At 46.7% G+C, this 12,467-nt stretch carries 12 protein-coding genes; 1 reads left to right on the top strand and 11 read right to left on the bottom strand.

Features of this window, described 5'->3' with window-relative positions; all coding sequences use genetic code 11:
• The first annotated feature begins 235 nt into the window (after nucleotides 1-235).
• Nucleotides 236-880, top strand: a complete 645-nt coding sequence (locus OSCIL6407_RS31335) for a hypothetical protein (RefSeq protein WP_007355381.1) — start codon at nucleotides 236-238, stop codon at nucleotides 878-880.
• Nucleotides 881-1,157: 277 nt separating this feature from the next.
• Here the strand turns inward: OSCIL6407_RS31335 and OSCIL6407_RS0127675 are convergent, their stop codons facing one another.
• From OSCIL6407_RS0127675 to OSCIL6407_RS0127625, 11 genes are all read right to left on the bottom strand, one after another.
• Entirely contained in the window at nucleotides 1,158-1,763 is a 606-nt protein-coding gene (locus OSCIL6407_RS0127675; RefSeq protein WP_007355380.1) for a hypothetical protein, read from the bottom strand.
• A 14-nt stretch (nucleotides 1,764-1,777) separates the two neighbouring features.
• Nucleotides 1,778-3,109, bottom strand: a complete 1,332-nt coding sequence (locus OSCIL6407_RS0127670) for a DUF2254 domain-containing protein (protein ID WP_007355379.1) — start codon at nucleotides 3,107-3,109, stop codon at nucleotides 1,778-1,780.
• Nucleotides 3,110-3,112: 3 nt separating this feature from the next.
• A complete protein-coding gene (locus OSCIL6407_RS0127665) occupies nucleotides 3,113-4,129 on the bottom strand; it encodes a mechanosensitive ion channel family protein (RefSeq protein WP_007355378.1) in 1,017 nt (338 codons plus the stop codon).
• A gap of 231 nt (nucleotides 4,130-4,360) precedes the next feature.
• Nucleotides 4,361-5,329: a TIGR03885 family FMN-dependent LLM class oxidoreductase gene (locus tag OSCIL6407_RS0127660; RefSeq protein WP_019487931.1), complete on the bottom strand. Its 969-nt coding sequence runs from the start codon at nucleotides 5,327-5,329 to the stop codon at nucleotides 4,361-4,363.
• A 32-nt stretch (nucleotides 5,330-5,361) separates the two neighbouring features.
• Nucleotides 5,362-6,984, bottom strand: coding sequence for an alpha-amylase family protein (locus OSCIL6407_RS0127655; protein WP_007354046.1), 1,623 nt, complete (start codon nucleotides 6,982-6,984; stop codon nucleotides 5,362-5,364).
• Between the two features lie 133 nt (nucleotides 6,985-7,117).
• The gene (locus OSCIL6407_RS0127650; protein WP_007354045.1) at nucleotides 7,118-8,011 is read right to left on the bottom strand and encodes an HAD family hydrolase; all 894 of its coding nucleotides are present in this window, start codon (nucleotides 8,009-8,011) and stop codon (nucleotides 7,118-7,120) included.
• Nucleotides 8,012-8,074: 63 nt separating this feature from the next.
• Nucleotides 8,075-9,490, bottom strand: a complete 1,416-nt coding sequence (locus OSCIL6407_RS0127645) for an Nramp family divalent metal transporter (RefSeq protein WP_007354044.1) — start codon at nucleotides 9,488-9,490, stop codon at nucleotides 8,075-8,077.
• 207 nt (nucleotides 9,491-9,697) lie between these two features.
• Nucleotides 9,698-10,141 (bottom strand): potassium channel family protein, encoded by a 444-nt coding sequence (locus OSCIL6407_RS31330; protein ID WP_019487930.1) that lies wholly within the window; start codon nucleotides 10,139-10,141, stop codon nucleotides 9,698-9,700.
• On the bottom strand, nucleotides 10,141-11,373 hold the full coding sequence (locus tag OSCIL6407_RS0127635; RefSeq protein WP_026103881.1) for a DUF389 domain-containing protein: 1,233 nt from the start codon (nucleotides 11,371-11,373) through the stop codon (nucleotides 10,141-10,143). The genes OSCIL6407_RS31330 and OSCIL6407_RS0127635 overlap by 1 nt, the downstream gene beginning before the upstream one ends.
• A gap of 84 nt (nucleotides 11,374-11,457) precedes the next feature.
• Nucleotides 11,458-12,075 carry a DUF3611 family protein gene (locus OSCIL6407_RS0127630; RefSeq protein ID WP_007354041.1) on the bottom strand — a complete coding sequence of 206 codons (618 nt, stop codon included), beginning with the start codon at nucleotides 12,073-12,075 and terminating at the stop codon, nucleotides 11,458-11,460.
• Nucleotides 12,076-12,160: 85 nt separating this feature from the next.
• The gene (locus OSCIL6407_RS0127625) at nucleotides 12,161-12,379 is read right to left on the bottom strand and encodes a hypothetical protein (RefSeq protein WP_007354040.1); all 219 of its coding nucleotides are present in this window, start codon (nucleotides 12,377-12,379) and stop codon (nucleotides 12,161-12,163) included.
• Nucleotides 12,380-12,467 lie beyond the last annotated feature (88 nt).

The following is a 12,467-nucleotide window of genomic DNA, read 5'->3' as shown; positions in this document are numbered from 1 at the left end:
TCACCGTCCAAAAATCAGAGCGTCGAGCGAATATGCACCTGGGCCTAAAACCGCGATCGCCATCAGCATGACACAATACATAAACGCTTTTTCCCAGCTTGGCGGTTCGCCTTTTCCATGTGGCCCCTGATCTGACGGGGTGACAACCCCGTCAAAATCCGTACCTATGGCGCTTTGAGACGTTTTGTGGTAAAAAAAATGGGCGATCGCTCTCAACAACCCCCAAAATAATTAAATGCTTCCTTTATTTTACCAAAATTGCTTGTCAAGTCAACTCAAAAAAACTGAATACTTAACTCTTGCAATTGTTGTCAGCCTTTTACAAATACACAAACAAGTTAGTATTGAGCGACTGGCTACTGTTTGGTCATATCCTATACTTTTTGAGAGCCGTAGGCGCAATCTTCAAAGATTTTTTAAGTTGCCAGTGCTGCGAATTGAAACCTTATGGTTTCCCTTGGTAAAATACATCTTGAACACGGCTTTTAAAAACCAGTCTGTGTTGATGCTAGCTATAGACCGTACTCAATGGCGACACAATAATTTATTTTTTATTAGTCTGATTTGGTCGCAAAGAGCTATTCCTTTATACTGGGAAATACTCCCCAAAAGGGGCAGCACGAATCTTCAAGAACAACAAAACTTAATTAAACCTATTTTAGCCTTGCTACAAGATTATGAAATAATTCTTCTTGGAGATAGAGAATTTGGTTCTGTCAAACTAGCGCAATCGCTCTGTGACGTAGGTGTCAAGTTTGTATTAAGAGTTAAACAAGAACGATACATACAAGCTGAAAAATCCGAATATCAACGTCTAAGCGAGTTAGGGCTAATGCCAGGAACGGGCTTTTATATAAGCGAGGTTAAAGTTACTAAATAAAAAGGTTTTGGCTTATTTATCGCATACACTTGTGCAATAGACCTCTTGCAAAAGTAGGCGGGCGCAATTGCTTCTCTGCGCCTCTAATTCTCTCGATCTCTATGAATCTTTATGAAAAGATAAAATTTCGGTTAAGGGCTATGCAATATCTCGATCGTTGATGATTAAATGTAACTTAAATCCGAAACTAGCACGGCGGTCAAAAAAATAGAAAATATGCGTTTCATTATTTTCTCCAAACAGTATCAATATCAATCACAAACTGGCCATTAACTCATTATTTATGATGGCTTAGATGATTTCTTACTAACTCATTCCCTACACTTAAATCTGTCCACTTTTGCAATACCCAAAGGCTGATAATGGCTGCTAATCCCGATCCTAATGTGTCCATAATCAAGTCAATGACTGTATCATCGATGCTGCCAATCACATCTGTTGCCAAAATTTTACCTGCTGACCATTCAGTGATTTCCCACAACGCTCCGATGGCGATACCAAAGCTGACGATCGTCAGTAAATATAGTAGTGTGTGTTGACGAAAAATCGGCAGCATGGGACTATACACCAAAAAACTCAGAGCTAGTGTAATTGAAAACATGGTGAACCCATGAACCAGCTCGTCATAAAGTCCAGGGGCGTAAAACCATCCCCACACCCAACCTCCGGCGTTGAGTAAAGCTGCGAGGACAAACAGAAAATCAAATAGGGTTGGTAGTTTGTCATCTTTCACCAAAAACACAAGAGAGACAATTAGAAAAAGCGCTAGGGCGATCGCATTTTGCCATTTCCCCTGAATAGCAGCAGCAAGAACAGCGATTCCCAGTAATGTTTGCCCCATCCAGGCAGCAAAGCGGTATCCTTTCCAGTTGATAGATTGCATCTTTTCTCCTCATGTCAAACTTGCCCGATCGCTTTTATGGCGGCTAGATAGCGCTCTTTGACATCCTTTCGATCTAACTCTTCGGCGATCCCCTCCTGGCTGCCGCGCTCGATCGTGTTGGCATGACGCAACAGTGCGGCTCTGTCTGCTTTAGTATAGGTAAAAGGGGCAATGACAGCGATCGCTTCTAGTAACCGCATTGTCACTGCTACGCTTGTTTGCCCATACTGCCGAATCTGATTAAAAGCAGCATCCGTCACATCTGCAAACGTCACGGGTTCTGCAATGACGCGCAGCTTATCTTGGTCATCATAACGATAGGCAGAGGGAATCTCTTTTTGTGCCAGGTGACAAAGCGCCGCGCTAAGTTGATCTATACAGCGAATGGCTGTAAAGGGGTCGTTAATGCCAGGTGAGAGGGCGCGGACTGCAATTTCAACCAGTTGGTTAATCGAAAACTCGACATCTTGTTGATCGGTACGCTGCGAACCCAAGACAAAGGCATCATTGACTTGTTTAACCAGCTTTTTGCTACCTGATTCTGCGGGATAAGCAAGTACCAGCGGACTTCCTTTAATCACAAAGTCTCCGGGGCGACGCTGAAGCTGAAGCAGGATATTGCTCTCTGTTGCAATTTGCATTAATTGGTCTGTATCGATCGCTTGCACATAATTACTGCTAGTAGCTTGAATGGCGGTTGCCTCGCGATCGAAATTGGCTGGAATATCTGAGGTGAGTGGTTCTGCTCGATGCGTCGCTGCGCTGCGTCCTACCTGTTTGGGAAAGAGCCGATCGATCGCTTCATCTAGCTCACTTCCCACCTTAGAAATGACACAATCGACTTGAATAGAGGTAGCGGAATGATGAATAAAATAGATTAAAACGCCAATACTGGCGATCGCCAATCCCAGCCCGCAGGTGACTGCAATATGCGGTACAAACTCATTCTCGGCAACACCATTGATGGTTCGCAGCACCATCAGACTGTAAACAAAGGTAGAGATGAAGGTTCCCAGTACGATTTGGTTGCCAGTATCTTGCATAAAGTTACGCAGCAGACGCGGGCCAAACTGCGAAGACGCAAGCTGAAGCGCCACGATGGTAATAGAAAATGCAGTCGTGGCAACAGTCACCATTGAACCTGCGATCGCAGAGAGAATAGCTCGTGAACCATTGGGCCCCAGGGCATACGCCCAACCTAAATTACCAATAATATCGGTTTCTAGCTGTTGGTCAATGCCAATAGTGACAAATGAAAGCCCGATCGCCAGCACAACCATCAGGGTCGGGATGAACCAGAAACTAGAGTGCAGTGAGTCTAAAAGCTTGCTAAACTTGGTTTCCATTTGCTATTCCTCTGTCGTGGGAGCAGGCTTTGTGCTACCTGCTTTAGACCCATTCCCCTCACCCTCGATCTCGGCAAGGCGGTTGATCGAGCTACTAATGCTGCGTGACTGTGGCACTTGACCTTTCCCAGGGGGCCAACCTTCCCGTTGACGAGTGCGATCGCCATCCGTTGCTTCAGTCTGGTCATGAAAGAGAATTTGCTGTGTCGGGAAGGGCAGATCGATACCATTTGCCGTCAGCTTATTTTTAATATTAGTCAACACTCGATCTTGCAGGTCTAGCACATCTGCACGACGAGGAGGTTGCACCCACCAACGAGCGCGAATATTGACAGTGCTGCCTGCTAATTCAACCACGATCGCATCAGGCGCAGGCGTTTCCAACACCCCATTTGTTTCATGTATTGCCTCTAGAATAAACCGTCGTGCTTGGTCAATATCGTCACCATAGCCAATGCCAATGTCGTACTGCAAACGGCGATTTTCAAACGCAGTATTAACCGTAACAGAATTTGTAAATAGCTCAGAATTTGGAATTACAATCCGCCGCCCATCATAAGTTTTAATCGTCGTTGCACGGGTTTGAATATTTTCTACAGTTCCTTCAAAATCTTTGAAAACGATTTGATCGTCGATTTGGAAGGGTTCAGTTAACAGAATTAGAATACCTGCTAGAAAATTTTGTAAAATATCGCGAAACGCAAAGCCGATCGCTACACCACTGATTCCGAGTAGCTGTACGAGATCGCTGGCTTTAAGCGATGGAATTACGATCGACAGCGCAATAAACAAGCCCGCTAAGATAGTTGTTCCTTGTGCCAAGCGCCCCAGCACCATTCCCAGGTTGCGAGCTTGACGGCGATTGCGTGTTAAGTTTCTGACTACTTTCTTAATCGTTCTAGCAACGAAGAAAAAAATAGCAAAGACAATCAATGCCAATACCATATTTGGCAACAAAATGATAAAGTCATTCAGCATTGCCTGCATCTTATCTAAAAGAGTTGATATTTCTTTACTCATTGCACGATCGTCATAGAAAGTACCTGTACGTTAATGGAAATTAGGAGAACTAACTTCTCTCTAAGGTTGTAAATTCTCCTGTCTCAAGCTCTGAATCTCGGCGGGATGACTAAAAAGCTGACTGTATAAACATTCTTCCTTCTCCCTTCTCTCCTAGATAACTAAATTTTTCTTCCTTCTCCCTTCTCCCTTCTTCCTTCTTCCTTCTTCCTTCTTCCTTCTTCCTTCTACTTACTGTTGCGCCAGAATAGGTAGAACTTTCTCCCCAAACACTTCGATAAACTGTCTCTGTTCGCAATTGACGTTGTGCAGAATTAACTCATCAAAACCCAATTCGATGTCTTTTTGCAGCCATTCAATGTGCTGTTGGAGGTCGGCTGAGATGCGGACGTGCTCGTTTAATTCGTCTGGCTTAATAAACTCTCCGGCTGCATCAAACTGCTGGGGGGTTTGCAATTCAGTCATAACAATATTTTTGAAAATGTTATTGCGCCACTGCTGATGTGCTTTTCGACAGGCGCTCTCTCGATCCTGGTCATAGGAAAGCTGCACTTTCAAAATCATGGGCTTGCCTTCACCACCGCCTCGCCGAAAGGCATCCACAACTGCTTTTAGCTTTTCTGGTGGACGAGAAATCGTAATGAGTCCATCTGCCCAACTGCCCAACCACTCCGCTGTTTGAGGCGTAATTGCTGCGCCAACGATCGGCGGTTTTGTCTCAGGACGAGTGTAAAGTTTAGCTTCTTCAACACACACGAGTCCTTGATGAGTCACTGTTTCACCTGCCCACAGCGCCCGGATGATGTCCACGCATTCTTTCAATCGAACATTGCGATCGCGCTTACACAGCCACTTGTCTCCGGTAATATGTTCGTTGAGTGCCTGACCGCTGCCAACAGTTAGCCAAAAGCGATCCGGAAACAGTTCTGCAAGCGTTGCCCCAGCCTGGGCAATGATGGCGGGATGATACCGCTGTCCGGGCGCACAGACAACCCGGTAAGAAAGGGTTGGCGTTGCTTGCATTGCCGCACCCAGCCACGACCAGGCAAAGCCACTTTGTCCCTGTGCTTCGCTCCAGGGGTGAAAGTGATCGGAAGAAAGTACTAGCGTAAACCCTGCCTGCTCTGCCATCTGCACAGCCTTGAGCAAAGCACTCGGCTTGAACTGTTCGTGAGAAGCGTGATAGCCAATTTGCACCATATTACTGTCTCCATTCTGGATTTGTCATTGCATTAATGCGTTGAACTGATGCGAAACCAACGGTAGCCGTAAGCAGAAAGAAAAATTGTGTTGGCATCGCCCAAAGATTCATATTGACGATCGCCAAACAGGTCAGTTAAGTGCTGATCTGGGTGGGATTTGAGCCGGACAGTACAATCTTGGTCGGTCAAATTGTGAACCGCAAGAACGGCTTTGGTTTGCCACTCACAGCAATGAGCCAATACACCGGGATCGTCAACATCGATGAAGCTCAAAGTTCCCTCACCCAATTCAGGACACTGCTTGCGAATGCGAATAATTCGCTCCATCCAGTTAACTAAAGATGTGGGGTTACGCTGCTCGGCAGCAACGTTAACCCGCTGGTAGCGATAGTTACCCTCGGCAATCATCGGTCGAGTTAACGCTTCTGGTTCAGCACTAGAAAAGCCCCCATTGGGCTCGTCCGACCACTGCATCGGGGTTCGGACACTGGTGCGTCCTTCTAAAGACAAATCATCACCCATCCCAATTTCGTCGCCATAACGCAGCAGTGGCGTACCGGGTAGGCTAAACATCAGGCTGTAGGTGAGTTGAATTCGGCGGGTATCAGCCTGCATCATCGGCGGCAGACGACGACGAATACCCCGCCCAAAAATCTGCATATTTTCCTGGGGAGCAAAGGCGCTGAAAATTTCTTGTCGTTCTGAGTCGCTAAGGCGATCGAGTGTCAGTTCATCGTGATGGCGAACGAAGTTTAACCACTGACAAGATTGCGGAATCTGAGGCAAGCTTTGCAAGCCCTGCCGCAATGGTGCTGCTTGTTGACGAGCAAGGGCGAGAAACAAATACTGATTCAGCAAAAAATTGAATAGCATTTGCATTCGATCGCCGTCATCAAAATAAATAGAAATTTTGTCTGGCTCCACGTTTGCTTCTGCTAGAAAAATTGCATCGCCGCGACGTGAGGTGAGGAACGATCGCAGTTCTTCCAGAAAGAGATGCAAGTCTTGCTTACTGATTTGATCCAGACCAAACTCTTCAACAACATACGGAGCCGCATCAATGCGAAACCCAGATACCCCTAGCTCCAGCCAAAAGCCAATAATTTTGCAAATTTCTTCTCGAACGGCAGGGTTAGTAATATTAAGATCGGGCTGTTCTTTGAAGAAATGATGGAGATAATAGGCGTTTGCCTGGTCATCATATTCCCAGAGGCTATCTTCTACCGTTGGAAACGCAATCAGGCTCAGATTTTCCTGCGGCTGCTCAGACCAAACGTAATAGTCACGGTAGCGCGAGTGGCGATCGCTTCTGGCTTTCTGAAACCAGGGATGCTCAATTGAAGTGTGATTTATGACCAGATCGATAATAACGTGGATACCACACTCTCGCGCCTGATGTATGAATTCAACAAAATCGCCTAACGTTCCCAACCGGGGATCGACGTTGTAGTAATCCATGACATCGTAGCCATTGTCTCGATTGGGGGATGGGTAAAACGGTAACAGCCAGAGACAGGTAATTCCTAATCCTGACAGGTGATCTAAACGCTGCGTTAATCCTTGAAAATCACCAATGCCGTCACCATTAGCATCCATAAAGGTTTCGACATCGAGCGAGTAAACAATTGTATTTTTGTACCAATGTTTGTGCATCCTAAATTACCCGTATTTTTTCAGTTTTACCTACGTTGAAGTGCATAGCTGATGAAACTAACTGCGATCGCCACGATTATCAAAGGCAGTAAATTAAACTCAATTCCCGATCGGGTTGCGTCATCTCCTACACTTACTCTCCTACACTTAATTGACGCAGGGCGATTTGTTTGCAGAGGCTTTCAACTGCCAGCGTGAGCGATCGCATCAATTCCGAATCCTCGCGATAGTCTGCCAGCGCCAGATTCGCAACCCGCTGACTTTCACTAATTTGAATTCGGCGATTCCATTCCTGAGCATTTTTGTAAACACCAATCGCAATGCCGCCTTCATCATTGACGATCGAAAAACAGGGCACATCTGATACTCCATCGCCAACGTAGATGATTTGAGACAGCGGGACATACAGTTCTGATTTTGGGACATCGCGGTAGGCAAACGAGCGTCCGTCTGCCTCTACTTCCTCTTTACCGCTAGCAATTTGCATCAAGTAGCGTGTCTTTTCGGTGTGGCTGATGCTGCGTTTGAGAAATTCAATTTCGCCCATTTCGCTATAGTGAAATTCGCATCCCCAAATCTGCTCAAAATAGGGCGAGATCGAGGTGTTGCGAACGACTTCAGCAAATCCACCGGTGATGACATAAAACTCTAGATTTATTTTTGAATTGAGATGATGAACGTGCTGACGGAGGCGATCGAACATTTCAGTAACGCCCGCAAACGGCTGTAGCTGCTGCCCAAATTGCATTAAAGAATCTTTTGTAATTTTGTCCTCAATGTCTTTACGGCGTTTAGATTCTTGAATTAAGCAATAGAACCTTGCTGCAACGTGATCCCAACCTGCGGCCTTTAGGGGTTCATACTGCTGCTGACGAAATTGGTCAACGTTCAATCCTAAACTCTCAATTAATTCGTCAAAGGTATCAGGGGCAAGCGTATCATCAAAGTCAAAGACGATCGCAATTCGATTACAAACTGATTTAGTTGAAATTGAACTTGTGGATTGAGCGACAGCAGGCTTAGCCATAGATAAATTCCTCCTCAGTAACTAGAAAATCAGCAAAACTAATGCAAGTGGCTTCTGACTACATCAAGCTCCATTAGCGCCTCCTATAACGCTTGTTAATTGCAGCAAATAAATTCCAGCAAACCCCGCAAAAAATAAACCTGCAATTACTGTTCCAGCGAAAATAAATTTGGATGGACGTAATTTTTCAGGCAACATTCGGTGATTCAAATAAAGTGTTAATCCGGTGACGACCGGAATATGTGCTGCTTCAATTCCGCCTGCGGTTTGCAATAAGCTAACAGGTTCGCCAAAGAGTAGGTAAACGGCAACTGGCAACGCAGCTAACAAAGTAACCAGGTAGAACTTGCGGAGAAACTGCTCGTTTGTCCAGCGTCCGCGCACGCCAAAGCCTTGCAGCAAAATTTGAGTGCCATCAGCAAACATCCGCCCAAAGCCGTCCTGCACTGAGAGCGTAGTGCTACAAAAGGTAATAAAGACGATCGCAATCATAAACCAGAAGCCAAACGATCCCCACAGATCGCCCAGCAATCGACCGAGCGTTTCAGCCACCTGACTTTCCTGCGGAACCAGTCCTTCTGGGCGCAACAGTTCGCCACCTAGAATGAGAAACGCCAGCGCCGCCAGCAGCGCTCCCACAACAGCTAAAGTATTCGAGAGAGTCATGAGACTAATCCATCCCTGCAATCGCTGCTGTTGGTCAGCATTGAGTTGCTTCACCTCCAGCGGTTGCTCTTGCTTCAAGGCAGTCGCACCGTAGCCGCGTGCATCCACCCAGTAGGAATACCACATCATTCCGGCTGCGCCTGCCAACATGAAGCCTAACCAGGGCAACACTTCTTGATACTGGACATCTTGAGGAACTTGAGGCACTAAACCCGATGCTAAGTCCCTAATGCTGGGAAAGACAAAAATTGCAGCGATGACGACAGCAAGTGTACGACCAATGCCGACATAGGATGAAACTTGTTCAACAATGTTGTACTGTCCTAAGAACACGATCGCGGCTGTCACCAAGATGATGATTACCGTCCAAAGTTGAACCGTTCCGCTTGTAACCAGAATCAACGCGGTTGCTGCTGCACCTGCCATACCTGCAACCGTAGAAATGGCGACTACAAATTGAGGAAGCAGAATTAACCAAACTGCCCAATTTTTCGGTCCAGGCAAGTGTTGAAAGCCCTCCAAAATCGTGGCTCCAGTGCAGACTGTGAACCGTCCAACTTCCCGGTTGATAAACCACTTCAAAATCACCGCTGCTAACAATGCCCATAACAATTCATATCCATAGAGGGCGGCAATTCGGGGTGTAAATAACAGTTCACCAGAACCCGCAGCAGACAGCATCCAAATAAAACTAGGACCCAACCACTTCAACTGATTCCACCCCTGCGGTGGTTGTGGCACTTGTTGATTGTTAGGAGTTGACGAGCGATCTTCTGTTTGATTAGCCGAATAGTGGCTATTTTGATTGTTCATAACTGAAAAAAGTAGTAAAGACAATTAATAGAGTTGTCTGGAAATCAGACGCAAAACCCTTGAAATCCTTATCTAGTAGGCATTTCAGCCTTGGGGCTAAAATCGCTGCAACCTATGCGTAGCAGGTTTTTCAGCCATTTTTCTTGTTATTAATCGACAAGTCTAATGTCAACACCATATAAGGAAATCATGAGAACTAACTTCTCTCTAAAGTTGTGAATTCTCCTGTCTTAAGCTCTGAATCTCGGTTCGCAAGGCTGTAATTTCGTCTCGCAGGGCATCGATCGATTTTGCTCCGATAATTTCTGCTTCGTCATCGTCAGCATCTTGTCCGATAAAGAATGTGGCTAACGTTGCTGTTACATAGCCAAATACAGCAAACGCATACAGCGCCAGCAGAAAACAGAGGATGCGACCTTCTGCCGTTTTGGGAAAGTAGTCCGATCCCATTGTGGTCATCAGCATGGCTGTCCACCAAAGCGCAGTGCTGTAGCTATCAAATCCGGGCAAATCTGGAGCATCTTGCTCAAACGCATACATTCCCGCAGCCCCAACTAGCGTGATGATTGCTGTCGTCATCATCACGTAGCCAAAACCACGCCGCGCAAAGTTGCCTGCAAGCGATCGCATACTGTGATTGGTGCGAGTCATCACCCGCAACAGCCGTAAGCCTCGAACTGCTCGCGTAGTTTGTAAAAGCGGATTTGTTCAGTCGATTGAGTCGCCTCTGGCTGACGCTGAACATACACCACACACAGCAAGGTATTTTGCCCCTGAATATTAGCTCTGGTAAAACGCACGTTGGACTCAACCAGTTGAGCGGAATCATTTTGCTGCACGACCTGCTGCAATTCAGCATTTGCCCGCTGAGCGCGACTAGAGCGTTCTAAGTTGGGCGGGCTAGAAAATTGCCAAATCAGCAAGCCGACCAGCACGATCGCACTTATCCCCACTGAGATTGGAAATACGCCCCGTTGCCCACGCTGATAACGCGCTCCCTGAGTGGATAGCCCTCCAAACAGACGAAACACCAGTGCAGCAGAGAAATTGATACCACCCAGTTGCAGCAGTAGTAAAAAGAGCCCATTGGTGACTAAATCCCAACGCCCGATCGCCCCTGCCATGCCGACAATGCCTGCGGGTGGAGCCAGCGATGCCGCAACCAGCATTCCAGTAGCGGCTCCCGATACCAAACTGCTGCGATCGGACTGGATTAAGGTCAACGCTCCCGCTGCTCCCGCTGTCAGCGGAATCAAAACTGAAACTGTGGAAATTTGGCTGCTGTCGATCGTCAAATTGGATGGAATCTGCTGCTGGAGTATCCAACTGAGTAAAGCAGTAGTAGCGATCGTCACGCCTAAAGCGGCAAAATACCGGACAACGCTGCGCCGAAGCAGTTGGCGATCGCCCCTTGCGGTTGCCAGAGCTGTGTTCATCGCGGGGCCGGCAAACGGAGCTAGCAACATCGCGGCTACCAAGAGGTAACTGGTACTGGTATACAAGCCAATCCATACGATGACTCCGGCGATCGCTGCATAGCTGATAAATCCTTTCCAAGATCCGGTACTTTGCAGACCTGAAAGAAAGATTTCGATCGGACTACGCTCTTCAACATTTGTCACCTGAGTAGCAGCACCATCAGCAGGTGGATGGAGTGCCATAATCCCAGTTGGCAGCAGCGTGAAGCTTAAATCCGGTATATCTTGCAGTTTCTCAAGCAGCTTTTCCAGCTTGCCATTGGAAATATGAACAAATACCAAGTCCAACGGTTGCTGAACTCCCGTCGCTTCAATTTTTGCCAGGTTAGTACCGTCACAAGCTTTCGCAATCTCTAAAACTGTTTTTCCACATCCCTGTGGCACTTGCATAAGAAGCTGTCGCATTGGCTTTTCATCCTCTAACAGAAGCGTTTTTCCAGTTCTCAAGCATCAAGCTATTAGCTCATTGAAGCTGAGCTTATTAGTGAATTAACGATGCAGCCATTCAAACACGCTCAGAGAAGCAACAGTACCCACAAAGTGGGCAGCAATGCCGCTCATGTTTGCCATTGCCACGATGATATCGAGCGAACGAATCACGCGAGTTGGGTTGTAAATAGCAACACCTTGGGGCTGAGCGATCGCTTTGGAGAACAGTACCCCTAACGTTGCGCCTCCACCTAAGATCGTTAGCAGCATTCCCACTAGGCCGACGATCGCGCTTAAACGTAGGACTTTCATGACCTCCGATTTTGGCGGATGTTTCATGGTGTCTGCATGGCGCAAACGTTTGGCAAATCGTGTTTGACGAAAAGCAAAGTAAATCCCCACCAGCAGCGCCAGAATGCCACAGACTGCCCAAAAGATTCCAATTCCAATGCCTGGAGTGACACCTCGGTTGAGATTCACGCCAATACCGGGAGTTACGCCCGATGGAAGTGCAGTCACCTGACTGAAATTTCGACCCGCGATCGCGAACACAACCATCAATAAAGCAATTGCGCCAAAGCCAATTTGAGCAGAAAGTCCAATCCACCCAGTTACGCGCAAAACATTGCCGATTTTTTCGAGTTTCGACTCTAGTGATTGTTTTTCAACCCTTTGCATAAAAGCTCTCTCTCAATAAGACTAACGACCCACCACATATTGAGCCGCTGGTTGGTCTGCGAGTTGTTCAGGGCGGAAGGTATTGTCAGGATAGCCTGTGATAATCAATATCGCGTTCTGCCAAATTATGAATGAAGGGCTGTGTCCAATAATTTTGTGTATCAGGAAAGCTCGTATTTGCAGGTGAAGTCGCTAGTGCCGGAGTCGAAGTGGTAACAAGATAAGGTGCAATTGCGCCCGCCGCAAGTCCTAAAGTGAGCAGTGTTACGCCTAACGTCGAGGTGTACCAATAACGAAGTTTCATTACTGTTCTCCTAAATTTGTCATTTCACCCAAACCTTAATCATTAATAGGATGAAAGTCATGTACCTTTTGAGCCAGATAAGTCATTA

The organism is Kamptonema formosum PCC 6407 (genome assembly GCF_000332155.1).
GTDB lineage: Bacteria > Cyanobacteriota > Cyanobacteriia > Cyanobacteriales > Microcoleaceae > Kamptonema > Kamptonema formosum.
The sequence above is the reverse complement of the archived record's forward strand: the minus strand, read 5'-3'. Positions and strand labels throughout refer to the sequence as shown.

Coding starts and splice junctions, on each gene's coding strand:
- OSCIL6407_RS31335 (WP_007355381.1), top strand. CDS start 236: ATGCTTCCTTTATTTTACCAAAATTGCTTGTCAAGTCAACTCAAAAAA.
- OSCIL6407_RS0127675 (WP_007355380.1), bottom strand. CDS start 1,763: ATGCAATCTATCAACTGGAAAGGATACCGCTTTGCTGCCTGGATGGGG.
- OSCIL6407_RS0127670 (WP_007355379.1), bottom strand. CDS start 3,109: ATGGAAACCAAGTTTAGCAAGCTTTTAGACTCACTGCACTCTAGTTTC.
- OSCIL6407_RS0127665 (WP_007355378.1), bottom strand. CDS start 4,129: ATGAGTAAAGAAATATCAACTCTTTTAGATAAGATGCAGGCAATGCTG.
- OSCIL6407_RS0127660 (WP_019487931.1), bottom strand. CDS start 5,329: ATGGTGCAAATTGGCTATCACGCTTCTCACGAACAGTTCAAGCCGAGT.
- OSCIL6407_RS0127655 (WP_007354046.1), bottom strand. CDS start 6,984: ATGCACAAACATTGGTACAAAAATACAATTGTTTACTCGCTCGATGTC.
- OSCIL6407_RS0127650 (WP_007354045.1), bottom strand. CDS start 8,011: ATGGCTAAGCCTGCTGTCGCTCAATCCACAAGTTCAATTTCAACTAAA.
- OSCIL6407_RS0127645 (WP_007354044.1), bottom strand. CDS start 9,490: ATGAACAATCAAAATAGCCACTATTCGGCTAATCAAACAGAAGATCGC.
- OSCIL6407_RS31330 (WP_019487930.1), bottom strand. CDS start 10,141: ATGACTCGCACCAATCACAGTATGCGATCGCTTGCAGGCAACTTTGCG.
- OSCIL6407_RS0127635 (WP_026103881.1), bottom strand. CDS start 11,373: ATGCGACAGCTTCTTATGCAAGTGCCACAGGGATGTGGAAAAACAGTT.
- OSCIL6407_RS0127630 (WP_007354041.1), bottom strand. CDS start 12,075: ATGCAAAGGGTTGAAAAACAATCACTAGAGTCGAAACTCGAAAAAATC.
- OSCIL6407_RS0127625 (WP_007354040.1), bottom strand. CDS start 12,379: ATGAAACTTCGTTATTGGTACACCTCGACGTTAGGCGTAACACTGCTC.